Annotated in this window: 22 protein-coding genes; 11 read left to right on the forward strand and 11 right to left on the reverse strand. The window is 68.4% G+C overall.

Annotation, left to right across the window (positions count from 1 at the left end; all coding sequences use genetic code 11):
- The 11 genes from AB0O93_RS08715 to AB0O93_RS08765 all read left to right on the forward strand — a co-directional run bounded on the left by AB0O93_RS08715 (position 1) and on the right by AB0O93_RS08765 (position 11,329).
- Positions 1-1,308, forward strand: coding sequence for a wax ester/triacylglycerol synthase domain-containing protein (locus tag AB0O93_RS08715; protein ID WP_363342459.1), 1,308 nt, complete (start codon positions 1-3; stop codon positions 1,306-1,308).
- On the forward strand, positions 1,305-1,835 hold the full coding sequence (locus AB0O93_RS08720) for an acyltransferase (protein ID WP_363342461.1): 531 nt from the start codon (positions 1,305-1,307) through the stop codon (positions 1,833-1,835). Before AB0O93_RS08715 ends, AB0O93_RS08720 begins: the two co-directional genes overlap by 4 nt.
- Positions 1,832-3,958, forward strand: a complete 2,127-nt coding sequence (locus AB0O93_RS08725; RefSeq protein WP_363342463.1) for a glycosyltransferase — start codon at positions 1,832-1,834, stop codon at positions 3,956-3,958. The genes AB0O93_RS08720 and AB0O93_RS08725 overlap by 4 nt, the downstream gene beginning before the upstream one ends.
- The gene (locus AB0O93_RS08730) at positions 3,955-5,424 is read left to right on the forward strand and encodes a S8 family serine peptidase (RefSeq protein WP_363342465.1); all 1,470 of its coding nucleotides are present in this window, start codon (positions 3,955-3,957) and stop codon (positions 5,422-5,424) included. Before AB0O93_RS08725 ends, AB0O93_RS08730 begins: the two co-directional genes overlap by 4 nt.
- Positions 5,425-5,434: 10 nt before the next feature.
- Positions 5,435-6,646: an acyltransferase gene (locus AB0O93_RS08735; protein WP_363342467.1), complete on the forward strand. Its 1,212-nt coding sequence runs from the start codon at positions 5,435-5,437 to the stop codon at positions 6,644-6,646.
- Between the two features lie 229 nt (positions 6,647-6,875).
- Positions 6,876-7,496, forward strand: a complete 621-nt coding sequence (locus AB0O93_RS08740; RefSeq protein ID WP_363342469.1) for a putative glycolipid-binding domain-containing protein — start codon at positions 6,876-6,878, stop codon at positions 7,494-7,496.
- A 115-nt stretch (positions 7,497-7,611) separates the two neighbouring features.
- On the forward strand, positions 7,612-7,851 hold the full coding sequence (locus AB0O93_RS08745) for a hypothetical protein (protein ID WP_363342471.1): 240 nt from the start codon (positions 7,612-7,614) through the stop codon (positions 7,849-7,851).
- Positions 7,852-7,931: 80 nt separating this feature from the next.
- Positions 7,932-9,194: a histidine kinase gene (locus AB0O93_RS08750; RefSeq protein WP_363342473.1), complete on the forward strand. Its 1,263-nt coding sequence runs from the start codon at positions 7,932-7,934 to the stop codon at positions 9,192-9,194.
- Positions 9,191-9,847: a response regulator transcription factor gene (locus tag AB0O93_RS08755; RefSeq protein ID WP_363342551.1), complete on the forward strand. Its 657-nt coding sequence runs from the start codon at positions 9,191-9,193 to the stop codon at positions 9,845-9,847. The genes AB0O93_RS08750 and AB0O93_RS08755 overlap by 4 nt, the downstream gene beginning before the upstream one ends.
- 10 nt (positions 9,848-9,857) lie before the next feature.
- Positions 9,858-10,382, forward strand: a complete 525-nt coding sequence (locus AB0O93_RS08760; RefSeq protein ID WP_363342475.1) for a hypothetical protein — start codon at positions 9,858-9,860, stop codon at positions 10,380-10,382.
- Positions 10,383-10,543: 161 nt separating this feature from the next.
- A complete protein-coding gene (locus AB0O93_RS08765; protein WP_363342477.1) occupies positions 10,544-11,329 on the forward strand; it encodes a glucose 1-dehydrogenase in 786 nt (261 codons plus the stop codon).
- Between the two features lie 59 nt (positions 11,330-11,388).
- Here the strand turns inward: AB0O93_RS08765 and AB0O93_RS08770 are convergent, their stop codons facing one another.
- Genes AB0O93_RS08770 through AB0O93_RS08820 form a run of 11 tightly spaced genes read right to left on the reverse strand, consistent with a single transcriptional unit; the run spans position 11,389 to position 24,173 of the window.
- Positions 11,389-12,840, reverse strand: coding sequence for an aldehyde dehydrogenase family protein (locus AB0O93_RS08770; RefSeq protein WP_363342479.1), 1,452 nt, complete (start codon positions 12,838-12,840; stop codon positions 11,389-11,391).
- On the reverse strand, positions 12,837-15,176 hold the full coding sequence (locus tag AB0O93_RS08775; RefSeq protein ID WP_363342481.1) for a molybdopterin-dependent oxidoreductase: 2,340 nt from the start codon (positions 15,174-15,176) through the stop codon (positions 12,837-12,839). Before AB0O93_RS08775 ends, AB0O93_RS08770 begins: the two co-directional genes overlap by 4 nt.
- Positions 15,173-16,669, reverse strand: a complete 1,497-nt coding sequence (locus AB0O93_RS08780) for an aldehyde dehydrogenase family protein (protein WP_363342483.1) — start codon at positions 16,667-16,669, stop codon at positions 15,173-15,175. Before AB0O93_RS08780 ends, AB0O93_RS08775 begins: the two co-directional genes overlap by 4 nt.
- Complete coding sequence (locus tag AB0O93_RS08785; RefSeq protein WP_363342485.1) at positions 16,657-18,306, reverse strand: GMC family oxidoreductase; 1,650 nt, start codon at positions 18,304-18,306, stop codon at positions 16,657-16,659. The genes AB0O93_RS08780 and AB0O93_RS08785 overlap by 13 nt, the downstream gene beginning before the upstream one ends.
- Complete coding sequence (locus AB0O93_RS08790) at positions 18,303-18,770, reverse strand: hypothetical protein (RefSeq protein WP_363342487.1); 468 nt, start codon at positions 18,768-18,770, stop codon at positions 18,303-18,305. The genes AB0O93_RS08785 and AB0O93_RS08790 overlap by 4 nt, the downstream gene beginning before the upstream one ends.
- Positions 18,760-19,224: a cupin domain-containing protein gene (locus AB0O93_RS08795; protein WP_363342489.1), complete on the reverse strand. Its 465-nt coding sequence runs from the start codon at positions 19,222-19,224 to the stop codon at positions 18,760-18,762. Before AB0O93_RS08795 ends, AB0O93_RS08790 begins: the two co-directional genes overlap by 11 nt.
- Positions 19,221-19,949 (reverse strand): FadR/GntR family transcriptional regulator, encoded by a 729-nt coding sequence (locus AB0O93_RS08800; protein WP_363342491.1) that lies wholly within the window; start codon positions 19,947-19,949, stop codon positions 19,221-19,223. The genes AB0O93_RS08795 and AB0O93_RS08800 overlap by 4 nt, the downstream gene beginning before the upstream one ends.
- A complete protein-coding gene (locus AB0O93_RS08805) occupies positions 19,946-21,061 on the reverse strand; it encodes a mandelate racemase/muconate lactonizing enzyme family protein (protein ID WP_363342493.1) in 1,116 nt (371 codons plus the stop codon). Before AB0O93_RS08805 ends, AB0O93_RS08800 begins: the two co-directional genes overlap by 4 nt.
- A 7-nt stretch (positions 21,062-21,068) precedes the next feature.
- A complete protein-coding gene (locus AB0O93_RS08810) occupies positions 21,069-21,983 on the reverse strand; it encodes a carbohydrate ABC transporter permease (RefSeq protein ID WP_363342495.1) in 915 nt (304 codons plus the stop codon).
- Positions 21,983-22,879, reverse strand: a complete 897-nt coding sequence (locus tag AB0O93_RS08815; protein ID WP_363342497.1) for a sugar ABC transporter permease — start codon at positions 22,877-22,879, stop codon at positions 21,983-21,985. Before AB0O93_RS08815 ends, AB0O93_RS08810 begins: the two co-directional genes overlap by 1 nt.
- A complete protein-coding gene (locus tag AB0O93_RS08820) occupies positions 22,872-24,173 on the reverse strand; it encodes a sugar ABC transporter substrate-binding protein (protein WP_363342499.1) in 1,302 nt (433 codons plus the stop codon). The genes AB0O93_RS08815 and AB0O93_RS08820 overlap by 8 nt, the downstream gene beginning before the upstream one ends.
- Positions 24,174-24,313 lie beyond the last annotated feature (140 nt).

The following is a 24,313-nucleotide window of genomic DNA, read 5'->3' on the forward strand; positions in this document are numbered from 1 at the left end:
ATGGCACGCTCATCGGTCCCGGTCGACCTCGAGGTGATGCGCATCCTCGACGAGACCCATGCGTGGACGTCCATCGCCTATCAGGCCGCGCATACGGGAGGCGCGCTCATCCTGGACGGGGCGTCGCTTCTCGACGGGGATGGCGCGCTCGATCCTGCCCGGATCTTCGAAGTCGTGGAGCGCCGGATCGCCGCGGTGCCGGACCTGCGCAAGAAGATGGTGCGCTCGCCGCTCGGACTCACGGCCCCCGTGTGGGTTCCGGATGCCGACTTCGACGTCCGCCGCCACGTGCTGATCCGCGATGAGATCCTCGAGCTGAGTCCGCGTACTCTCGCGCACATCGTCGGCACGGACGGTGCCCCCTTGCCGCAGGATCGTCCGGTGTGGGACGTCACCTTCACTCGACTGACGACGGGTGAGGTCGCGATGGGGATGCGCCTTCACCACGTCATGGGAGACGCGAAGTGGGCATTCGAGACGCTCACGCTCTGGGCCTCCGACAGTGCCGCGTCGTCCGCGGCGGAGGGCGCCTCGATCCAGACTCTGGGCCGGCCGCCGCGGACGCGCGCGCTGATCCCGGTGCTCGTCGCTCGAGAGTGGCTCAGGGAGCAGCCCTCGTTCCGCGCCGGCTGGCACGAGTACTGGCGGAAGCCCTTCGATCGGCGCGTCCGACGGATGCTGGGGCGCAACGTCCGCCCGATCAAGGAGTGGCTGATCCGCCGCCGGGGACTGACCGCTCGGCATCTGCCGCCCGGCCGGGTGAGCTTCGTCGAGATCCCGATGGCGGAGGCGACCGCGGCGGCCTCGACGCACGGCGGCTCGATCACCGAGCTCCTCGTCGCCGCCGCGATGCGCGCAGTCGACGACGACGATCGCGGGCTCGATGTCGCGCTGCCGGTGTCGCGCCGCGAGAAGGGCGACCGCACGGTACGCAACCATGTCAGCATGCTGCGCGTGCACGGCGAGCCCGGTGTGCCGGTGACAGAGCTCGTTTCCGCGGTGCGCAAGCAGATCCGGCGGTACGTCGCCCGGATCGAGGCCGACCCGCAGCCGGTGGGCCGCACGATCGGCTACGCCACCTACGTGCCGTGGGTGGAGGACGAGCGCTTCCTCCTCGGCGCGCAGCTGCGACGGTTCATCGTCATCCCGGCGGTCGATGCCCGCGACGAACTCAATCTGTTCGCCCTCAGTTACGACGGAACGCTGTACATCACGGCGAAGGGGCGCGCCGAGCTCGACATCGACGGCGCCGTCGCCCGGGTCCGCGACACCCTCCGAGGCGAGGTCACGGCGGCGGTGAGCGGATGAAGCGCTACCTTCGCGCCTTCGGTTCGGTGCTCGATCCGCGCGTGTACTTCCACGCCTTCCGGCTCCTGCACTTCTACGGCTATGCGCACGTCCGTCAGGTTCCGCTCCTCACGCGCGGCCCTCGCGTTACGTTCGCCCCGAACGTGTCGTTCCGCAACGCCGAGCGCATCGAGATCGGTGCGGGGTCCCACATCGGCGAGTACTCCACGATCTGGGCCGGGAACGCGACGGGTCGCGTGACGCTCGGGGAGAAGTGCCTCCTCGCGCCGCGGGTCACCCTGACGGCATCGAACTACGCCATCGTCCGGGGCATCCCCGTGATGGATCAGCCGAAGATCGAACGCGACATCACGATCGGTCCCGGCGTGTGGCTGGGGGCCGACACCGTCGTCCTCGCCGGAGTCACGGTCGGCGAGGGAGCCATCGTGGCCGCGGGTGCCGTCGTCACGAAGGACGTGCCGCCGCACGCGATCGTCGGTGGAGTACCGGCGAAGGTGCTCGGCTACCGACCGGAGGCTGCGGCATGACCGACACAATCATCGCCGCCGAGGCCACGGAGGCGCCCGCGCCGGCCACCGCACCTCGCCCCACCGCCACGATCGATGTCGTCATCGTGAACTTCAACACCCGTGAGCGGACGGCCGAATGCATCGCGTCCGTGCTCGACCAGCACATCGACGGACTCACCGTGATCGTGGTTGACAACGGCTCCACGGACGGCAGTGCGGAGGCGTTCGTCGAGCGCTTCCCCGAGATCGTCGTGATCGACGCCGGGGAGAACACCGGCTTCGCGCGCGCCGTCAATCGCGGCGTCCATGCCGGAACGGGTGACTTCGTCCTCCTGCTGAACCCGGATGCGACGGTCTTCCCGGGATCACTCGAAGCGCTCGCCGCATTCGCGCGGGCGCACCCCGAGTACGGCGTCTACGGCGGACGCACGGTGCGCGCCGACGGCAGCGTCGACCGATCCTCCTGCTGGGGCGCGCCGACCCTGTGGTCGTTGTTCACCTTCGCCACGATGGCCTCGACCGTCTTCCGCACCTCACCGGTCTGGGACCCCGAGTCGCTCGGGCGCTGGGAGCGCGACACTGTCCGCGAGGTCCCGATCATCACCGGGTGTCTTCTGCTCACTCGCCGCATCACCTGGGATGCCCTCGGCGGCATGGACGAGCGCTTCTTCCTCTACGGGGAGGATGCCGAGTTCTCGGCGCGTGCGCGACGGGCGGGGTATCGCCCCGTCATCGTCCCCGACGCGGTCATCCAGCACGACGTCGGCGGCTCGACGGCATCGTCCGGACGCAAGATGGCGATGGTCCTCGCGGGGAAGGTGACCCTGCTTGAGACGACCTGGCGCCCCTGGGCCGCGTGGGCCGGTGTCGCTCTCCTACAGGCGGGAACCGCCGTCCGCGCCGGACTCGAGAGCGTCACACGGTCTTCCCGTCAGACCTGGCGCGACGCCTGGACGCTCCGTGAGTCCTGGCGTCGCGGGTATCCGGATGCCGAGGCGGCGCTGTTCGGTCGTACGCCACCTGCCCGACCCCGGACCCGGCTGCGCCCGCAGCGCCGCCTCGTCGTGGAGGCGGAGCCGGCCTTCCGCACCGCGCACGCCAACCCCTACACGGCGCAGCTCGCCGGGGCGCTCGCCGACCGCGGCGCGCTGGTGCGTGACCTCAGCTACGCGCGCGTGGCCTTCGGCCGCGTGGATGTCATCCACCTGCACTGGCCCGATCTCTCCTTCCTCTCCGGTCGGCGCCGGGTCATCCATATCGCTCGTCTCACCCTCTTCTACTCGGCGCTCGCCGCCGCCCGTCGGCGCGGGGCCATCCTCGTGTGGACCGTGCACAACGTCGAGGCCCACGAGGAGCGATCGAGCGCACGCTTGCGTGACCGCGCCCATCGCCTCCTGCTGAAGAGCCTCGACGGCATCCTCGCCCTCTCGCCGAGCGGCATCGACGCGGCGGTCTCCGCGTATCCCGAGCTCGCCGCCGTGCCCGCCGCCGTCACACGCCACGGCGACTACCGCGACGCCTACGCGTTCGGGGTGTCCCGCGACGAGGCGCGCGCACGACTCGGACTGTCGGGCGAGGGCCCCGTGCTCCTCTTCGTCGGCCAGATCCGCGCGTACAAGAACGTGGTGCATCTCGTCGAGACGTTCCGCCGCGTCCCCGGTCACGGCACCCTCCTGATCGCCGGGCACGCTCCCGCCGACCTCGCCGAGGACATCCGCGCGGCGGCCGCGGGCGACCCGCGCATCGCGTTCCATCTCGGGTTCGTCTCCGATGACGACCTGCCCGCGTACCTCGCCGCCGCCGACCTCGTCGTCTTGCCCTACCGCCGCGTGCAGAACTCCGGGTCGGCGATCCTCGCTCTGTCTGCCGGTCGCCCCGTCCTCGTGCCCGATCTCGGCGCGATGCAGGATCTGCGAACGGATGTCGGCGAGGACTGGGTCGACCTGTTCGAAGGGGAGCTCACCGCGGAGCGTCTCCGGGAGGCCATCGACCGCGCGACGGGACGAGGCGAGACCGCATCGCCGGACCTGGCGGATTTCGCCTGGCCGGCGATCGCAACACAGACGGAACAGGCCTACCGGGCGTTCCGATGCCACCGCGACACCGCATCATCCGCACGACGAGGGGACCGTCGACCATGATCCGCACACGCCGCGCTACGGCGCTCGCGACCACCGCCGCGGTGATCGCACTGATCATCGCACCACTGGGGGCCGCGCCCGCGGCGGGATCGTCGACGCAGGTCGTCGGCGGTGTCATCGGGGGTGTGGAGGCGCCGCAGGGCCCTCTCGCCGTCGGTGCGGGCGCAGGTCAGCCCTGGACGGGACCGGCGGTCGCCGTCATCGACTCGGGGGTGAGTCAGCACCCCGACTACAACCTCGTCGAGGGGGTGAACTGCCTCCCGAGCGGCACCGCTGACGATGGCAACGGCCACGGCACCGCGGTCGCCGGGTACATGGCCGCCTACGACAACGACACCGGCATCGTCGGTGTCGCGCCCGGGGCGCCCATCTATTCGGTGCGGTCGCTCGACGCCAAGAACAGCGGCACGATCGCGTCGCTCGTCTGCGGGCTCGATTGGGTGCTCGCCAATGCCGCGTCGCGCAACATCAAGGTCGTCAACATGAGCCTCGGCACCCGCGGCGCCGACGACGGCCAGTGCGGACGGTCCAGCGGCGACCTGCTGCACCAGGCCGTCTGTCGTGTGACGGCGGCGGGCATCCTCGTCGTGAGCGTCGCCGGAAACTCCGGCGTCGACATGGCCACCACCGTGCCCGGGGCATACGACGAGGTGCTCACGACCACGAACACGGCCGACTACGACGGACGCCCCGGGGGTCTCGGAACGGCGCCGTGCTCCGTGTCGACCCTCGACGACCGACCATCGCTGAACTCCAACTTCGCCGTGACGGCGGCGGATGCCGCGCACATCCTCGCCGCTCCCGGAATGTGCCCGTACACGACCACGAAGGGCAATCGCTACGGGTTCATCCAGTCGGGGACGAGCATGTCGGCGGCCGCCGTCAGCGGTGTCGCCCTCACCTGCCTTCTTCCCGGAGGTGCGTGCGTGGGGAAGACGCCCGCCCAGATGATCGGCATCCTGCGGGCGCAGGCCGAGGCGGCAGCGCAGCGCGGGCACGTCTTCCAGGGCGACCCCCGGACGAACCCCACTCCCGGTCGCATCTACGGCTACCTCGCGTCGGTGGTCCCCGTTGGCGGCACCCCGTCGCCCACACCCACTCCCACTCCGACCCCGACGCCCACTCCGACCCCGACCCCGATGCCCACTCCGACCCCGACTCCCACTCCGACGCCTGACGTGACGGCGCCCGCCGTCACGATCGAGTCGCCGCAGAACGGGGCGACGGTCAGTGGCACGGTGACGGTCGCGGCCACCGCGACGGATACCGTCGGCGTCACCGGTGTCTCGTTCTGGTCCGGCACGACGCGACTGGCGACGGCGACCCGGCAGTCGAACGGTCAGTGGACGGCGACGCTCTCGTCTCGGTCGTACCGCAACGGCGTGTACCCGCTGACGGCGCGGGCGACGGATGCTGCCGGCAACGTCGGCGTCAGTACCGCCATCTCGATCACGATCGCGAACTGAGGCGGATCTCGTGTCGTCCGTGTCGGCGGCTCCGCCCGACCGCATCGTCGGGCTGGATGGACTGAGAGGCGTCGCTGCGCTCGTGGTGGTAATCCTGCACTCGCTGCTGCTGTCGAGTGCGTTCGTCGACCCGTTCGTCGATCCTCGGCCGACGGATGCCGATCCCCTGATGTGGTGGCTGACGTATTCGCCGCTTCACCTCGCGTGGGAGGGTACGGTCGCCGTCTACGTCTTCTTCGTGCTGAGCGGCTTCGTTCTGTGCCTTCCCGCTCGGAAGCGGGGCGTGCAGTGGCGTGCGTACTATCCGAGTCGGCTGGTGCGCCTGTACCTGCCGGTCTGGGCCTCCGTCGTGCTCGCCATCGCCTGGATCCTGTTCACTCCGCGGCTGGCAGAGGGCAGTGCGTTCGTCCAGATCCACCAGGACCCCATCCCGATCGCCGTGCTGAGGGACCTGATCCTGGTCGTTCCGGCTCAGCCCGGCTGGACGAACACTGTCCTGTGGTCGCTGAAGTGGGAGGTCTTGTTCTCACTCCTGCTGCCGCTCTATCTGCTGTTCGCCCTGCGGTTGCGGAAGTTCCTGCCGCTGAAGATCGCTCTGCTTCTCGTCGTCATGACGGTCGGTGCGTACGAGGGGCCGATCGAGCGGCCGTACGCGATGTCGGCGCTGTTTCAGTTGCCGATCTTCGCGCTCGGATGCCTCCTCGCGATGGAGTGGGAGAAAGTGATCGCCTGGCGCGATCGGCTGCGCCATGCGCGCCTGACGTTCGTCATCGTCGGGGTCGTCGCCGCCGCGTGCATGATGAGTTACTGGACGGTCTTCGTTCTCCCAGTCGAGTCGGCAATGATCGAGGCGCTCGCGCCGCTGACGCGCGTGCTGCAAGTGGTCGGCGCGCTGCTCGCGGTGCTTCTCGTGATCGCTTCTCCCGGGCTCGGGGCGGCGCTCAGCGTCACGCCGCTGCGGTGGCTCGGCACCAGGTCTTTCAGTCTCTATCTGGTGCACGAGCCGATGATCGTTGCGCTCGGTCGGGTGATCGGCGAGCCGCCGGTCGCCGGCTCGGTGCTCCTCGTCACGATTCCCGTCGCGCTGCTCATGGCGGAGGTCTTCTTTCGCGTCGTCGAGCGTCCGAGTCATCTCCTCGCTAGCCGTATCGGTCGCACCATCTCGGCTCGCGCCAAGCCCGCCGCTCGCCCTGATCCCACTCCATCGCCCGTTCCCGACTAGCACGCCCACCCCAGGATCAGCGCCACCCACCCGTGGTTGAGGAGCCCGCGAAGCGGGCGTACCGACCGTAGCGTCGGTGCGATCCAGGTGGTTCGGCGAGACGTGGGGCTCCGTATGGGCGATGGTCGGATCATTCACGCGTGGGACAGCGTGCGCATCGACGACCTCTCGGCTCGCTCGAGGGCGATAGAGGGGCGGCCACGTCGGAGACGTCCGAGATGATCGACCCATGACCCACTCCGGCCACGTCGAACCTCGCTCCCGCACCCTCACCTGGCAGGGCACGGATGACCCGACCCGCATGGACCGCGCCTCGGTGCGTCTTCAAGACGAAGGCATGACCGCGTTCGGCTCCTCGACGGCGACCGCGTACGCCCTGTCGTGGAACCTCGACGCCGGCGACGGGTGGCTCACTCGCACGATCGACGTTGCCGTTCACGGCGACGGATGGCGCCGATTCCTCCACCTCGAGCGCTCCCCGGAGGGGGAGTGGACGTCCCGCACCGAATCTCACGGCGACACCGACCTGCCGCCGGCTGGCATCGCCCCCGACATCGATCTCAGCGGCGCGCTCGACTGCGACCTCGGCCTCTGCCCGGTGACGAACACGATGCCCATCCGCCGACTTCACCTGCTCGATAGTCCCGCCGAGACGACGCACCCACCGCTCGTGATGGCTTGGATCGAAGTCCCCTCTCTCCGGGTTCTCCGCAGCGAGCAGCACTACGGCCCTGTTGACGCGACGACCGTGTCCTTTCGTAGCGGCGATTTCTCGGCACACATCACGACGGACGCAGATGGCTTCGTCCTCGACTACCCCGACCTCGCCCGCAGACTCCCTCGACTCTGATCTGCCCGCCCACACCTCCCGCGCCTCTCGTCCGCGAACTCCGTCGGTAGTCGCGGCATCGCGCCGCGATCCTCGATCTCCCGGTGACACGAGCCCCACTGCCTAATGTGTCTTTGTGGAGCAGTGGCAGATCGTGCAGATGTCCTTCGGTGCCGTCTGGGCAGCCTTGTCGACTTTCCTCGTGCTTCGCGCTCAGTGGTTCGCGCGACGCGCGTACCGGTCTTGGTACTGGGGCGGAAGGCCCGTGGACGAGGTGGCGAAGCAGATGCGGGTGATGGGCTGGGCCGGCATCATCCTCGGAGTGGGTTACGGGCTGCTCTCGCTTCTCGGCGTCGAAATCCCATCACGCCCATGACGTCGGCTATCCCTGCCCCCACCGGAATGTGACACTTTCGGACGATGCCCTCGCGCGATCCCGCTTCCTACGCTGAACCCATGACCGCGACCACCCCCACGCCCGCGACCACCCCCACCCCTTCCGCCACTCCCTCGAAGAAGACTTTCGAACCCACCCGCGCCCGCCGGGTCTGGCTCGAGGTCGCCGTGGTCGTTTCCGTCTTCCTCGCCGGCCTCGTGCTCTTCGTCGTCAACTTCGGCCTCAGCGTCGACTCCGGCGCCGACGACACCACCCTGCGTTTCGCGGGCCTCTTCTTCCTCGACATCCTCCTCGGCCTCCTCGCCGTGGGGCTCGTGACCCTCCGCAGGCTCGCCCCGCTCACGATCGGGATCCTGCTCGCGGTCATCGCCGCGGCGTCCTCGTTCGCGGTGCCCGCCGCGCTCCTCGCGCTCGTGTCGCTCGCCACCCGCCGCCGCACGCGTGACATCGCCATCGCGATCGTGGTCTGGCTCGTGTCCGGCGCCGCGGCCGCGCTCCTCGGTATCGACCTCATCGGCCTGCCGCTCACCCCGGTCGACCTCGTTCTCACACTCGTGATCGTCGCGCTCCTCCTCTCCGTCGCGGTCACGATCGGCGTCTCGATCGGATCCCGCCGCGCCCTCGTCGCCTCCCTCCAGGAGCGCGCGATCCTCGTCGAGGAAGAGCAGCGCCTCCGCGAGGATGCCGCGCGCGACCACGAGCGCGCCCGCATCGCCCGCGAGAAGCACGACTCGCTCGCACACCGACTGTCCCTGACGGCGATGCACGCGAGTGCGCTCCGCTACCGCGACGATCTCGACGCCGCCGAGCGCGCTTCCGTCGTCGAGAACGTCCACGACAACGCCCGCGCGTCGCTCGGTGAGCTCCGTGACATCCTCGCCGTCGTCCGCGCCCCTGGCTCCACCGACCCTGACCACCCGCAGCCGACCCTCGACGACCTCGAGGCCCTCATCGCCACCGCAACCACCGCCACCCCCGTGGACACCCGCGTCGCCGTCGACACCGCGACGCTGCACCCGACGGTCAGTCGCCACGCGTACCGCATCGTGCAGGAGTGCCTCACGAATGCCCGCCGCCACGCTCCCGGAATGCCCGTGACCCTGACGATCGATGGCGTGGTCGACGACCGCATCTTCCTCACCGTCCGCAACCCCCTGCCGGCCGACACCCGGACCCGCACACATGCCCAGCCCCCCACCCCCGGCTTCGGTCTGATCGGGATCGATGAGCGCGTCCGCTCCGTCCACGGCACCCTCGACCTCACCCCGGGCCCTGACGAGTTCCGCGTGGAGGTGAGCCTCCCGTGGCCGATCAGCGCATGACGGATGCCGTCACCGTCGTCCTCGTCGACGACGATCCGCAGGTGCGATCTGCGCTCCGTCTCGTCCTCGGGACCGACGCGGGCCTCACCGTCGTCGGCGAGGCGGCGGACGGACTCGAGGCCGAAGCGGTCATCGCTCGCCACCGCCCCGATGTCGTCCTGATGGATATCCGGATGCCGCGCTGCGACGGCCTCACTGCGACCGCCCGCGAGATCGCGCGCGATCCGTCGCAGGCGATCATCGTGCTCACGACCTTCGACGCCGATGAGGATGTCGTCCGCGCGCTCCGCGCCGGCGCCCGCGGGTTCCTCTTGAAGGATGCGCCGCCGTCAGAGCTCGTCGCGGCGATCCGCGCCGCGGCGGAGGGCCGCCCCGTCCTCGCGCCGGGTGTCCTCGACACCGTGATGCGCCTCGCCGCCGATCACACCCGACTCCCCGACGCCGCCGAGCAGCGAGCTCTGGCGTCCCTCACTCCGCGCGAATTCGAGATCGCGCAGGCCGTGGCGCGCGGAGCCTCGAATGCCGAGATCTCCGCCGAGCTCTACCTCTCCATACCGACGGTGAAGACGCATGTCAGCCGCGTGCTCGGCAAGCTCGGTGTCGAGAGTCGCACCCAAGCCGCCGCCCTGATCCTCCGCTCGTCGCCTCGCTAGGATCGCCCTCGTGACCGTCGACGTTGACACCATCTCTCGAAACGCGCTCCGCTGGGCCGAAGAGCATCTCGACTCCACGGCGTACACGACACGGTGCCTTGCCTTCGTCGAGGACGCGATCGAGCGGGCGAACGAGATCGAGATCTTCGGGGGCGATTACGCCGGTGAGTCCGCCGACCTGTACGGCGCGACCCATACCTCCGATCCCGCGCCTCCCGGTGCTTTCGTCTTCTACCGCAGCGTGGGTGACATCGGAGGCATCCGCCGCGACTGGGGTCACGTCGGGCTGAGCATGGGAGACGGCCGCGTCATTCACGCGTGGGACAGGGTGCGCATCGACGAGGCGTCGGCTCTCGCGTCGCTCGCTCCGGCACCGGGCTGGGAGCCTCTGTCCTTCCGCGGATGGACGCCTCTTTCCCGGATCCTCGAGGGCAGTCGCCCCGCCACCTGGACCACGGATGCCGCAACCGCCGCCGCGCACCAGCAGGCGCAGTGGCTCGAACAGGATCGACGCGGTTCGGCTCCCTCGCGCTAGCCACCAGCACCAGCCCTCCCGCACCCGCCCGTACTCCCGCTCCGCCCGAAACGCAACCGCCCGCACCTCGGACGCCCCGGTGGAACAGTGGAGCCATGCCCCGGAAGCCGGACCCGAACCGGACCCGACCCGGGACCAGCGATTCGAAAGGCGAGAGACATATGACTGCACGATTCACCGACCGCACCGTCCTCATCACCGGCGCCGGCTCCGGCCTCGGCCGCGCGAGCGCCGTCCGCCTGGCCTCCGAGGGAGCGAACCTCGCCCTCGTCGACCTGTCCGAAGAGGGCCTGAAGGCGACGACGGATGCCGTCCGCGAGGTCGCCCCCGACGCGAAGCTGCTCTCCGTCACCGCGGACGTCTCCAGCGAGGAGCACACGCAGCGCTACGTCGACGAGACCCTGTCGACCTTCGGCCGCATCGACGGATTCTTCAACAACGCCGGCATCGAGGGCAAGCAGAACCTCACCGAGGACTTCAGCGCCGACGAGTTCGACCGTGTCGTGTCGATCAACCTCCGCGGCGTCTTCCTCGGTCTCGAGAAGGTCCTGAAGGTCATGCGCGAGCAGGGGAGTGGTGCCGTCGTCAACACCGCGAGCGTCGGCGGCATCCGCGGCATCGGTCGCCAGTCCGGCTACGCCGCCGCCAAGCACGGCGTCGTGGGCCTCACTCGCAACTCCGCCGTCGAGTACGGCGAGTTCGGCATTCGCCTCAACGCCATCGCGCCCGGTGCGATCTGGACTCCCATGGTCGAGAACTCCATGAAGCAGCTCGACCCCGACGACCCGCGCGGCGCGGCCGAGCAGTTCATCCAGGCCAACCCCACCAAGCGCTACGGCGAGGCTCCCGAGATCGCGGCCGTCGTCGCCTTCCTCCTCTCCGACGACGCCTCCTACGTCAACGCGACGGTCATCCCCATCGACGGTGGGCAGTCCGCCAAGTACTGACCACCAGGCGAACGCGGGGGCGCGGCATCCATACGACGGATGCCGCGCCCCCGCCCGTGTCACGCCGGAAGCCGCAGCGCCTTGACCTCGAGGAACTCTTCGAATCCGTACTGGCCGAATTCTCGTCCGAGGCCGGACTGCTTGTATCCACCGAACGGCGCGCGAATGTCCATGCCACCGCCGTTGACGGAGATCATTCCGGCTTCGATGCGGGATGCCACAGCCAGGGCGCTGTCTCGGTCCCCGCTGTAGACGGCGGCGGCGAGTCCGTACTCGGTGTCGTTTGCGAGCCGCACGGCCTCCTCGACATCGTCGTAGGCCTGGATCGACAGGACGGGTCCGAAGATCTCCTCGCGGGCGATCGTCATGTCGGGCGTGACTTCGGAGAACACGGTCGGCCGCACGAAATAGCCTCCCCGGTTCTCCTCTGCGAGGTCGGGGTCCTCTGGGCCTCCGGCGACGAGCTTCGCGCCCTCGCGGATGCCGCTCTCGATATAAGACCGGACGCGGTCCTTCTGGGCCTGCGATGCGAGGGGACCGATTTCGTTGATGCTCTCGGAGGAGGGTCCTACTCGCCGCGTCGACATCAGTTCCGCCGCGAGCTGTTCGACTTCGCCCAGCCGATCGCGCGGCACGATCATGCGCGTGTAGCCGTCGCACCGCTGTCCGTTGTTCAGCAGCAGATCCTCGATACCGAAGCGCACGGCATCATCCAGCGGAGCATCGGGCAGGATCACGAGAGGACTCTTGCCACCCAACTCCAAGGCGACCTTGGCGACCTTCTGGGCCGCGACCTCGCCGATGCGCCGGCCGGCGCGGGTGGACCCTGTGAACGAGATCATCCGGACGGCGGGGTGTGCGACGAGCGGCTCCCCGACGTCGGGACCGGTTCCGAAGACGACGTTGATGACGCCGGCCGGCAGACCGGCGGCGTGCAGGACCTCGGCGAAGACCGCGGCCGTCAGAGGTGCGACTTCGCTCGGCTTCACGACGACGGTGTTCCCCGCTGCGATGGCGAAGGCGGCCTTGACCGTGACGAGGTGGAGGGGGAAGTTCCACGCGGTGATGGCGCCGATGACGCCGATCGGCTCGCGGACGATCATGTTGTCGCCGAGCGGCTCGGTGAACCGGTAGGTCTCGGCGATGTCCGCGGCGATGTCGAAGCTCATCACGGGCGTCAAGGTCTGCGACCCAGTCGAGATGGCGACGTTGGCTCCGACCTCTCGGGCGATGAGACCGGCCATGTGGTCGTGGCGGGCCTCCAGTTCCCGCGCGATGGCGCGCAGATACTCCGCGCGAGCGGGGCCACCGAGGTCGCGCCAATCCGCGAGTGCCTCGGTGGCGGCGGCGACGGCGCGCTCGACATCTCCTGCGCCGCTGAGCGGTGCAGAGCCCATGACATCGCCGGTGTTCGAATCGAACACGTCCCCGGTCGCCGAGGTGGTCGGGTCGACCCATTCGCCTCCGATGTAGTTGCGTGTGACGTCGAGACGGGCGTGCGTGTCGTTCATGGAGTGTCTCCTCTGTGAGTCGGGGTCTGGTAGCGGGGGCGGATGGGGGGCGGTCGATGCGCGTCGACCGGGGGCGGCGCGCCGTCGAGGCGCTCGATGTCGACGAGGCACGTATGGGCCGAGGGGCCCTGGGCGAGCGACGATGTGCCGATGTCGAGGGTGAGCACGTTGGGGTTGCCGTGGCGGTCCAGCGAGCCGGGTTCCGATGGGTCGACCGGGTCGAACCACGCCCCGGTCGGCAGCGAGACGACTCCTGGACGAACGCCCGCATCTACACGGACGGCCGCCAGACATGCCCCTCGAGCATTGAAGATGCGAACGACGTCGCCATCGGTGAGCCCGCGCTCGGTGGCGTCTTCCGTTGACAGCCGAACAACGGTCCGTCCGTCGATCTTGTGTCGACGTGACTCCGAGCCGTGGTCGTACTGGCTGTGGAGTTTTCCGTCCGGCTGGGGGGAGACAAGGTGAAAGGGGTAGGTGTTCGCCAGGTCCGCGCCGAGCCATTCCGCCGGCTCCATCCACCGCGCCCACCCGGGGCAGTCGGCGTATCCGAAGCTCTCGATCGTCGCAGAATGCAGCTCGATCTTTCCGGACGGCGTCGTCAGCGGATGCTCGCGTGGTTCGCGCCGTAGCTCGGAGAATGCGGTCGGCGCGACCCGCGGCATGTCGAGCCGGATGCTGCCGCGCGAGCGGAACGTCTCGAGGTCAGGGAGCTCGAACCCGAGATCACCTGCCTTCGAACGCGTCTGGTCCCACAGCAGACTGATCCATTCCTCGGGTGCGCGTCCTTCAGTGAAGTCGTGGCCGACGCCCATCCGATCGGCGATCTCGGCGAACGTCTCGTAGTCGGTCACCACGCCGGGCGGCGGATCGGCGACGCGGTCCATCCAGCTCAGCCAGTTGTCCGCCATGCCGATCGCGAAGTCCTCGCGCTCGAGAGAAGTGGCGGCGGGAAAGACGATGTCTGCGCGCTTGGCGAGCGCATTCCAGTAGGGCTCGTGGACCACGATGGTCTCGGGCTTCTCCCACGCCCGCGTCAGTCGATTGAGGTCTTGGTGATGGTGGAACGGGTTGCCGCCGACCCAGTACACGAGGCGGATGTCGGGATAGATCGAGGTGCGACCGTTGTAGTCGAACTCTTCACCGGGGTGTAGGAGCAGATCGGCGATGCGCGCGACCGGGATGAACGAACGGACCGCGTTGCGGCCCTGAGGAAGCGCGGCGGCGGGCGAGACTCGATCCCAGACGTGGGCGTTGTGCATCGAGGAGTATCCGGTGCCGAACCCCCCTCCGGGCCGACCGAGAGACCCGGACATCGCGGCGAGCGTGAGGGCCGCCCAGTAGGCCATCTCCCCATGGTGCTGGCGCTGCAGCGACCAGGTGACGGCGATCAAGCTGCGGCGGGATCCGATGCGATGTCCTAGGTCGACGATGGTGGACGCGGGTATCCCGGTGATCTCGGCCGCCCATTCGGCGTCCTTGACGCGTCCGTCGATGCGGCCGGTCAATTCTGCGTGGACCCGCTCCCAGCCGACGCAGCACTCTTCGAGGAACTCGACGTCCGCCAGCCCGGCGTCGAGCACGGTGTGGGCGAGGCCGAGCATGAGCGCGACGTCTGTGTTCGGTCGGAGCGGCACCCACTGCCCGCCGAGCTGGTCGACGGTGTCCGTCCGTACGGGTGTGATGAGCGTGAAGTTCACACCGGCTTCCGCCGCGGACTGCTGGCCGGCGAGGTTGACGTGCGCGCCGACGCCTCCAGGGTTCACTTGCGTGCTGCGCGCCGGGAGGCCGCCGAACGCGATGAACTCCTGCGTGTGTGCAGCGATCTCCTCCCAGGAAGGGACCGACCGGAGGAATTCGGCCCGATCTCCGACGAGGTGCGGGAGGATCACTTCGTCGGCCGCGTGTGAGTAGGTGTTGACGGATCGCGTGTACCCGCCGATCGAGTTCAGGAATCGATGAATCTGCGACTGGGCGTGATGGAAGCGGCCGGCGCTTCCCCACCCGTAGGACCCGCCGAAGATGCTCTCGTTGCCGAACTGGCTGCGCACCCGTTCCAGCTCGGATGCGACGAGCTCCACGGCTTCGGACGTGGTGACCTCCACGAAATCGTCCGAGCCGCGTCCCGTGCGCGAGCGTTGGTCGAGCCACCCGCGCCGCACGGCCGGGGCTGTGATCCGGGGGCCGCCCCGCAGTCGTCCCCGGTAGTTCTGGCCGATAGGTGAGGGGTCCGGATCCTCGGGCACCGGAACGACACCGACGACTTCGTCGTCCAGAGTGTCGACGAGGTAGCTTCCCCAGTGGCTCGCGGTGCGACCGCTCCGCGCGCCACTCAACCCGGCACCTCGACCCCATCGATCCTTCGTGGGAGATGCCAGGGATTGTCGTCGCGGAGGGCGGCGGGCAGCACATCCTCCGTCATGCCCTGGTACGCCACCGGGCGCTGGAATCGGCGTACGGCCGTCGCGCCGACGGAGGTGAACATCCCGCCCCCGGACGATGCCGGATAGGGGCCTGCGTGGTTCTGCGCCCAGGTCACCGCGACTCCGGTGGGAACACTGTTGAGGATCACGCGGCCGCTCTGCTTCTGAGCCGCTCCGATGAGCGTCGTCAGCGCGTTGTCCCGAGCCTCGCCCGCGAAGATCGAGACCGTCAGGGATGCCGGGACGGCACGAAGGGCATCGAGAAGCTGGTCGTGACCGTCGTACCGCACGACGAGCGCGGCCGGGCCGAAGCACTCGATGAGTACCTCGGGTGACACGAGGAGCGAAGCGGCCGTGATGTGCGCGAGCCCGGGAGTCACAGACGACCCCTCCGCGGCGTGCGGGGTCACCAGGAGGTCCGCGCCGGCGCCGGCGACAGTGTCCACGTGAGCGACGAAGCTGTCGCGAATCCCCGCGCTGAGGAGGAATGTCGCATCGATCGACGACATCGCACGGACGAGGCTGTCGACGACGGCGTCGCCCTCCGGCCCGGCGGGGAGGAAGACGAGCCCCGGCTTGGTGCAGAACTGTCCCGCGCCCAGCGTGATCGAGCTCGCGAGGTCGTGGGCGAGGTTCGCCCGTTCCACGGCGTCGGGCAGAACGATGAGCGGATTCAAGGACCCCATCTCCGCGTAGACCGGAATCGGCCGTTCTCGGTCCGCAGCCACATCCATCAGCAGTCTTCCGACAGACTCGCTTCCGGTGAACCCGACAGCGCTGATCGCGGGATGCTCGACCACTCGCCGACCGGCGTCCCGCCCGAACACGATGGATACGGCATGCGGGTGACCGTGCGCACGGGCGGTGTCGCTCAGCGTCCGCGCGACGGCAGCATCGAGCGCGGGGTGGGCGCCGTGCGCTTTGATCACGACGGGGCACCCCGCGGCCAGTGCCGACGCCGTGTCGCCGCCCGCCGCTGAGAACGCGAAAGGGAAATTGCTCGCGCCGAAGACGGCGACGGGTCCGAGAGGAATGAGCACGCGGCGAAGATCGGGCGCTGCGCCACTGGCGTGATCGATGATCGCCTCGAACATCGCACCGTCGCGGATGACGTCGGCGAAGAGACGCAACTGTCCCGTCGTGCGCGTGAGTTCTCCGTCCAGGCGAGTCTTTCCCAGTGCGGATTCGCGCTCGGCGAGCGTGACCAGCTCGGCGCGCGCGGCGTCGAGGGCGGCTGCCATCGCATCGAGGAGATCCGCCTGCTCCGCGGGCGATGTGGCTGCAAGGGCGTCGGCGCCGGCCGCGGCGGCTTCGCAGATGGCGTCGACCTCGGCGTCGCTCGTCTCCGTCGCGACGCTCTCGACGGCATCGCCCGTCCGCGGGTCGATCGACATCACTTCGCCCATGCGGGTGTCTCCTTTTCGAGATGTTCCAAGATGCGGGTCGCGCATCGTAGCGCCATGGCGCCGATGGTGCTCGTGGGGTTCACGGCTCCACCCGTCGGCATCGACGAGCCATCGCAGATGTACAGTCCGGGGGCATCCCATGCCTGGTGATCGGGGTCGATCACGGACGTGGTCGGGTCGTCGCCGAGTGGAGCTGTGCCCATGAGGTGCCAGGCCGGCGGCATGTAGTCTCCGCCTGCTGCGCGGAACCGATTGACCTTCACCTCTCGCGCCCCGGCCGCCTCGAGGATCTCCACGGCGCGGGCACAGGCGAACTCGAGCAGACGTTCGTCGTTGTCGTCGAGGCGGTAGTGGATGAAGGGCGCGGGCATGCCGTCCCCGTCCACCAACTGCGGGTCGAGGGTGACGCGGTTGCTCGGCGACGGCAGGTCTTCGGTCTGCACGAGCACCGCCATCCCGCGGTTGAGGTGTCGATCCATCCATTCGTGGTGACCAGCGCCCCACGGGGCGACGTTGCCCGAGTGCGATCCATTGGCCTGGAACCCCGGGCCGTTCATTCCGGAACAGAGCAGGGTGAAGCCGTTGACGAATCCACGGTCGACGTCGGTCTCCGCATACTCGGCTGAGTAGGCCGCCGCGCAGATGACGCCTTTATGGGGGTCGAGCATCTCGTCCGTCCACCCCTCGACGATCGCGAGCCCGTGGAACATCAGATTCCGGCCGACGAGGTCGGAACTGTTCGCAAGCCCCTGGGGGTGACTGTCGGATGCCGATGCCAGCAGGAGACGGGGGGTTCCGATGCCGTTGGCACACAGGATCACACGCTCCGCCGGCTGAAAGTAGCGGGCGCCTGTCTCGGCACTCACGTAGGTGGCGCCGACGACGCGACCGGTCTCGTCCGACTCGATGCGGACGACCCGGGATCCTGTGCGCAACTCGACTCCCGCCGCGAGCGCACGCGGCCAGTAGGTGTTGTGGGAACCGGCGAGCGCGTCGATCGAGCATCCGCTCTGGCAGTCGCCGCACGCGTTGCACGCTGCGCGACCGCGATACTCGCGGGAGTTGACGGCCATCGGGAAAGGCCACCAGTGCCAGCCGAGACGCTCACACCCGCGGGCGAAGGCCTCTCCTCGTCTGCCGATCGGAAGCGGGGGATTGGGGTACGGATCGTGGGCGGGGAAGGCGGGGTCACCGTCGAGACCGCTCACTCCCATCGACCGATCGTTCTCCGCGTAGTACGGCGAGAGGTCGTCGTACGAGTAGGGCCAGTTCTCGCTCCGGCCGTGCTCGTCCTTCTTGACGAAGTCCGTCGGGCGGAATCGGGGCCACGCGGCCGTGTAGATCGCCGTTGATCCTCCCACCTCGTTGAACATCAACGGCTGGACGGCATCGGTGCCGATCGGGTAGTCCTCCGCCCATCCGCGCGTGTTCGGGGACGTGCTCCAGGCGTACTGACGCTCGAGCTCGTAGTAGCGATCCGCGTGCGGACGTGAGCCGCCCGGTATCCAGCGGCCCTGCTCGAGACAGACGACCGGAACCCCGGCCTCCGCCAGCGTGCAGCTGATCGCGCCGCCGGCCATACCCGCTCCGATCACGAGGACCGGAACGGAGGAAAGTGTCTTCACCGGCGCCGTCATGAGGCCTCCTTGATCCGTGTTCCGACCTCTTCCGCCGGGATCCACACCCGTCGTGAGCGGTCGACGTTCTTGACGACCTCCGGCGACATCGGCGGCATCGCGTAGCCGCGGGGCTGCGGGGCTTCGTTGATGTCGTAACCCTGCGCGCGCAGCACCCGAATGACAGCCGGTTGTGCGTAGTAGCCGAAGTAGACGCACCGGCGCACGGCGTCGAAGAGGCGGGGAGAGTTCTGCTCGAGTGTGGCGAGCGCTTCGTGTCGGGATCCGCCATCGAGGGTTTCGAACCGTCCCGGTGCGCCGAGCTCCTCGCACGCCTGACGGAGCATCTCCTTCTCCGAGTCCCGCAGCCGGTTCAGCAGATCGTCGCCGAGGCGCACCTCGGAGGGTGCGGGACGCCCACGGCCGGCGGGCAGGAGGACATCGCCGATCAGATCGATGGCGTGCGCCAGATCCTCACGCCTCATCTGCCTGCTCCAGGATCTCGTACGGGCTCGCCGTGGGCCAGGTCGGCAGGAGCGGCACGAGCATGATGCCGCCGATGACGGCGAGGCGCAGCGTGGTGTCTCCGGTGCAGAAGACTCGATGATCGACGTTGATCCGGTTCAGCACGGCGTCGCCCGTGGCGAGGGGGAAGTTCTCGCCCTCCTGCTCGACGTAGCCCTCGCCTTCGATGACGTAGTAGACCTCTTCGCAGTTGTGTCGATGCAGAGGCGAGTGATGGCCGGGATCGATCTCGACGAGACCGAGGCACAGGGTGGAGGCGTCGAATCCGACTTCGGGGTAGATGAGCTTGCGATCCCGCACACCGGCGCGGCCGACCTCCATCGGTGCGCCCGAACCGAAGTCTGCCGGGCTGATCACGACGCGCTGCCCCGAGGCGTTGTGCGTGGTGCTCTGGGCGGTCGAGGTGGTGGTCATTGTTCCTCCTTGGGTGGGTGTTCCTTGGTGTAGTTCACGATCCAGTCGACGGCGTCGTCGAGGTGGGCTCGCATGGCATCCCGCGCTCCGACTTCGTCCTGGCGTCGGATGGCGTCGAAGATCTCAGAGTGGTCGTCGGCGGCGCGTTCGGTCTGCCCCGGAACGCCGAGCGAAAGTCGCCTCTCGGCGCCACCTTCGTCCTGGATCTGGTCGATCAGTCGCGAGATGGCGGGGTTGCCGATGCTGTGGCCGATGAGTCGGTGGAACTCCGCGTCCGCCGCCACGACGCGCGCGTGGTTGCGCGGCGAATCTCCCGCCATCTGCGCGATGGTGGCCTGGAGAGGGCCCAAGTGGGCGTCATCCCGCTGCAACGCCGCGAGCCCGGCGATGCCCGGCTCGACAGCACGCCGGAGCTCGAAGAGTTCGAGGATGTGGATGTCTTTCGCGATCCACGCGGCGAGCGATCCATCGGCGATCGGCTCCGGCAAGCGGGCATAGGTGCCCGAGCCGGGCCGCGTCTCGACATACCCGGTGGATTGCAGCACCCTCAGGGACTCGCGAAGCGAGATCCGGCTGATGCCGAACTGTACACACAGGTCGCGTTCCGATGGCAGTCGCGCTCCCACCGGGATGTCGCCGGATTCGATCCGTTCTCGGATCTGATCGGCCGCTGCGGTCCAGAGTGGCTTGGGTGTCAACCGGGCGTAGGGAGTGTCATTGCTCATAGCGTTCGATACTCCTCTAGGACCGGCGTGCGTGGTGAGGGGCTGAGTCCGGGGCCCGAGTACGGAAGAGCACGCCCGGGGCTGATCTCCAGTGGGTCGGAGAGGAGCTCGGTCCGCAGCGGCCAGGGGCTGATGTCGCGGAGGATCGGCGCGGGCTCGCCCACCACCGCGCAGAGGGCGAGCATCGCGGCGAACCCGATGTCGGACGCGTAATGATGTGTGCTGTAGGTGCGCCCGGATTCGCGTGCAGCCCGCGCTCCGGCGATCGCTGCGGTGAGACCGCCGACGCGAGCGAGGTCGGGCATGACGACGTCGATCGAGCCGCCCGTCGCGAGGGCGATGAGTTCCTCTTCGCTGTAGCAGTTCTCCCCGGCCGCGATGGGCATCGTCGCCTTCTCTCGGAGCTCGGCGTATCCGGTGAGGTCGGCGCGATCCAGCGGCTCTTCGAGCCAGCCGAGGTCATAGGGCTCGAGGCGGCGCAGCATCGTCTGTGCCTCGGTGCGCGACCACCCCATGTTTGCGTCGATCAGGAGGCCTCCGCCGATACGGTCCGACACGGTTCGCACGAGCGCCTCGTCGGCATCCGGGTCGAATCCGACTCGGACCTTGACCTTCGCGAAGCCATCGGCGAGGGCGGATGCCGCGGCCTCCGCGGACTGCTCGGGTGTGCCGCCGAATCCGACGGCGTATAGCGGTACCTCGCTCGCTGTTCCGCCGAGGATCTGCCAGACAGGCGTCTCGAGCGCCTTCCCATACGCGTCCCACAGGGCCATCTCGATGGCGCCGAGCGCCGCGCTGATCCCGACCGGAGACCACAGGCTGCGGAGTCGGTCGGTGCGGACGCGCGCCGCGGAGATGACGTCTGCGATGTCTGCCGGTTCGTCCAGCGTCCGGCCGACGAACATGGGGGCGAGCGACGCGACGGTGGCGGCGCGTTCCTCGAGCGACCACAGCGGAAAGGTCACGCTCGTCTCGCCCCAGCCCTCAACACCCGAGTCCAGCTGCGCGCGCACGAGACCGACGTTCCGCTCGGACGCCGAACCCCACGAGAACACGGCGGGGGCCGGAAGCGGTGACCGGAGTCCGATGAAGGTGATGTCAGAGATCTTCATGACTTCCTCACTTGATCGCGCCGCTGGTGAGGCCGCCGACGAGGTACCGCTGCATGAACACGGCAGCGATGTACACCGGAATGATGGCGGCGAGAGAGGCGGCGGCCATCTGCCCGAACTGCACGCCGCGGTCGCCCTGGAAGAGCGAGATCGCGACCGGGAGCGTCTGCGATTCGTTGCTCTGCAACACGGTGAGGGCGAACAGCAGCTCGTTGTAGTTGAGGATCAGGATGATGATCCCGGTGGCGATCAGCCCGGGAACCAGGAGCGGAACCACCACGCTGATCATCGTCCGGACGGGTCCGGCGCCGTCGATCTGCGCCGCCTCTTCGAGTTCTACGGGGATGCGCTCGATGAACGGCTCCAGCAGGGCGGTCGCGACGGCGACATTCACCAGCCCGTAGATGAGGCCGAGACCGATCGGACTGTTCGTGAGCTCGAGAGCGCGGAGCAGGAAGAAGAGAGGAATGATCGCGACGACGGGTGGCGCGACGAAGCTCGCCAGGACGTACACCGGCAGAAAGCCGCCACCGGTGCGATAGCGGGCGATGGCGAAGGCGACCAGAGTGGCGATCACCAGGGACAGGACGCACCCCAGAACGGCGGCGACGACCGAATTGAGTGCGTAGAGGAGAATCGGCATCCGATCCCACATGGCGGTCCAGTTGCTCAGCGTCAGCTCGTCCGGAACGATGCGCCCTGTCGCGATCTGCGACTGCGGCGTGAACGACAGGGTGATGAGGTAGACGATCGGCAGGAGGGTGCCGGCGAGCACGAGGAGCCAGAGCGTTCCACGGCCCACGCGTCCGAACCCTGCGCGCACCGAGGTGCGCCCGGCTGAGCGGCGCCGCGGCATCCGACGACCGCGTTTCGTGGTGATGAGTGCCGTGGTGGGGGCGTTCGCCGTGTCTGTCGAGTACATCAGGACCACCTAGTGCGGTTGCGGAGCATGGTCACGGGGATGGTGACGATCGTGACGACGATGACGAAGATGAGCGTCTGCGCGGCGGCGTAGCCGACATCGAACTCGCGCATCGCGGTGCGGAAGATCAGGAAGCCGGAGAGCATCGAAGCGTCTGCCGGACCGCCGGCGGTGAGGATGTAGATGAGGTCGAAGACCTTGAACGAGATGATCAGCTTGATGAGCAGCACGGCGGTGATGGTGGGAAGGACCATGGGGAAGGTGATGTAGCGGAAGGTCTGCCACGGCCCGGCGCCTTCCACCTGCGCGGCTTCGTACACCGACTGAGGCAGAGCCAGCAGGCCCGCGTAGATGATCAGGGCGACAAAGGGAGTCCACTGCCAGGAGTCGGCGAGGGCGACCATGACGATCGCCCAGAAAGACGACCCGAGCAGCGACACGGGTTCGGTGATGAGACCGAGCTGCATGAGCACCGCGTTGAACAGGCCGCCGTTCGGCGCGAGGATCAGCTTCCACACCACCGCTGCCATCACGGGCGGGGTCAGCAGAGGAAGAAGGATCAGTGTCCGGATGACGTTCTGGCCCCGCGTCAGTTGACGCATCAACAGGGCGATCACGAGACCGAGTGCCACCTGGAACACCGCGGTGCCGATCGCGAATGCGCTCGTGCGCACCAGCGCCTCGACGAAGGTCGTGTCCCCGAATGCTCGGCTGAAGTTGGCTGCGCCCACCAGCTCTTGGAAGGGCTGCCCCAGCGTGGAGCGGCTGACGCTGGACGCGATCAGGTAGATGAGCGGGTAGACCGTGACGATGAGTCCCGCGATCAGGGCCGGGGTCGAGAAGGCCCAGCCGGTGCGGCGACCGGGCCCTCTCGTCACCGTGGCGGTGTCAGCCAAGGATCGACTCCCACTCGGCCTGCACCTGCTCCATCGTCTCCTGCGGGTCACCGCGCTCGGCGATCATGGTGGCCAGCGCGTCGGTGAGGGCCTGATTCAGCGCCGGTGCGTCGGCAGTGGTCGGCCAGGGCAGGGCTCCGTTGAGGGATGCGGATGCCGCCTCCTGAACCTGCGGGTTGAACTCGATGTAGGTCTCCGACTGCAGAGTCGATACGCGGTTCGGGTCGATGCCGGATCCGTACGACGTGATCAGCTTGAGGTTGACTTCGCTGCTGGTGGCCCAGAGCATGAAGTCCTTCGCGAGCTCGACGTTGTCGGCCTGCGAGGAGAGCGTCAGCGTGAAGCCGGCGTCGAGGGCGGCGAGGCTGGACTCCGCGTCTCCGCCGACCGGCAGTTGGGAAACGCCCCACTTGTCGACGATTTCGGACTGCTCCGGGTCCTGAGCGAAGGTGCCGAGGTCGGTCCAGAACTCCATGAAGGCGACCTTCCCCGAGAGGAAGGCTTGGAGCGCCTGATCGAAGCCGGTCTCCAACGGGGTCGGGAGTGCGGCGTCGGTGACGTCGAGGAGTGCCTGGGCGGCTCCGACCGCTGCGGGGGTGTCGAGCGTGGGGTTGCCGGCGTCGTCGGTGAAGGACCCGCCGAAGCCTGCCAGGCGGTTGGCGTAGGTGGACATCAGGATGATCGGCGTCTGCTGGCCCATGATGGCTGCCCCGTAGACACCGTTCGCGCTCTCGTTCTCGGTGATCGTCGCGACAGCGTCCGCGTACTCGTCCCACGTCGTCGGAGGTTCCACGCCATTCCGCTCGAGGATCTCCGTGTTGTAGAAGAGCACCTCGGTGTCGCCGTCGAAGGGCAGGCTGTAGCGCTCGCCGTCCACGAGGGAGTACGGGTCGTAGATCGAGCTGATGAAGTCGTCCGGATCGGCCTGATCGACGATGTCATCGATGGGGACGATGACCCCGCCCGCGGCGAGCGCGCCGATCTCGGTGTACCAGGAGTCGAACACATCGAATTCTCCCGAACCGGATTGCACGTCGAGCGTGGCCTTCTGCTGCAGTTCGTCGTAGGGGACCAGGGTGACGTTCACGGTCACGCCGGGGTTGGCGGCCTCGTAATCCGCCTTCAGGATCTCGGACGCGCCGGCGTGGGTCTGGGGGAAGAGCACGTTGAGCGTGCCACCCTCGTCCTCGCCGCCGCTCGGTGCGGACGAGGCGCAGGCGACGGCCATGGCGGCGGTGAGGGTGACCACGGCGACCGTGCCCAACCCGCGCGCCAGCATTCGGGTGCTGTGCATTTCAATCTCCTTTGATTCATGCAAACTGGACAACTGGTCTGTCCAATTTGGACTGTAAACCCCCGTGCGTCTGTCCGTCAACCAGTCTTGTCGCAGCGCGGGCGCAGGACGTTGGCGCCCTCCGGCAACAAGCCGACGCA

It is taken from the genome of Microbacterium sp. NPDC077184, assembly GCF_040687055.1.
In the GTDB taxonomy this organism is placed as follows: Bacteria; Actinomycetota; Actinomycetes; order Actinomycetales; family Microbacteriaceae; genus Microbacterium.

What these genes read in the sequence shown, in the direction of transcription:
- AB0O93_RS08715 (WP_363342459.1), top strand. Translation starts at nt 1, where the DNA reads ATGGCACGCTCATCGGTCCCGGTCGACCTCGAGGTGATGCGCATCCTC.
- AB0O93_RS08720 (WP_363342461.1), top strand. Translation starts at nt 1,305, where the DNA reads ATGAAGCGCTACCTTCGCGCCTTCGGTTCGGTGCTCGATCCGCGCGTG.
- AB0O93_RS08725 (WP_363342463.1), top strand. Translation starts at nt 1,832, where the DNA reads ATGACCGACACAATCATCGCCGCCGAGGCCACGGAGGCGCCCGCGCCG.
- AB0O93_RS08730 (WP_363342465.1), top strand. Translation starts at nt 3,955, where the DNA reads ATGATCCGCACACGCCGCGCTACGGCGCTCGCGACCACCGCCGCGGTG.
- AB0O93_RS08740 (WP_363342469.1), top strand. Translation starts at nt 6,876, where the DNA reads ATGACCCACTCCGGCCACGTCGAACCTCGCTCCCGCACCCTCACCTGG.
- AB0O93_RS08750 (WP_363342473.1), top strand. Translation starts at nt 7,932, where the DNA reads ATGACCGCGACCACCCCCACGCCCGCGACCACCCCCACCCCTTCCGCC.
- AB0O93_RS08755 (WP_363342551.1), top strand. Translation starts at nt 9,191, where the DNA reads ATGACGGATGCCGTCACCGTCGTCCTCGTCGACGACGATCCGCAGGTG.
- AB0O93_RS08765 (WP_363342477.1), top strand. Translation starts at nt 10,544, where the DNA reads ATGACTGCACGATTCACCGACCGCACCGTCCTCATCACCGGCGCCGGC.
- AB0O93_RS08770 (WP_363342479.1), bottom strand. Translation starts at nt 12,840, where the DNA reads ATGAACGACACGCACGCCCGTCTCGACGTCACACGCAACTACATCGGA.
- AB0O93_RS08780 (WP_363342483.1), bottom strand. Translation starts at nt 16,669, where the DNA reads ATGGGCGAAGTGATGTCGATCGACCCGCGGACGGGCGATGCCGTCGAG.
- AB0O93_RS08785 (WP_363342485.1), bottom strand. Translation starts at nt 18,306, where the DNA reads ATGACGGCGCCGGTGAAGACACTTTCCTCCGTTCCGGTCCTCGTGATC.
- AB0O93_RS08790 (WP_363342487.1), bottom strand. Translation starts at nt 18,770, where the DNA reads ATGAGGCGTGAGGATCTGGCGCACGCCATCGATCTGATCGGCGATGTC.
- AB0O93_RS08795 (WP_363342489.1), bottom strand. Translation starts at nt 19,224, where the DNA reads ATGACCACCACCTCGACCGCCCAGAGCACCACGCACAACGCCTCGGGG.
- AB0O93_RS08800 (WP_363342491.1), bottom strand. Translation starts at nt 19,949, where the DNA reads ATGAGCAATGACACTCCCTACGCCCGGTTGACACCCAAGCCACTCTGG.
- AB0O93_RS08805 (WP_363342493.1), bottom strand. Translation starts at nt 21,061, where the DNA reads ATGAAGATCTCTGACATCACCTTCATCGGACTCCGGTCACCGCTTCCG.
- AB0O93_RS08810 (WP_363342495.1), bottom strand. Translation starts at nt 21,983, where the DNA reads ATGTACTCGACAGACACGGCGAACGCCCCCACCACGGCACTCATCACC.
- AB0O93_RS08820 (WP_363342499.1), bottom strand. Translation starts at nt 24,173, where the DNA reads ATGCACAGCACCCGAATGCTGGCGCGCGGGTTGGGCACGGTCGCCGTG.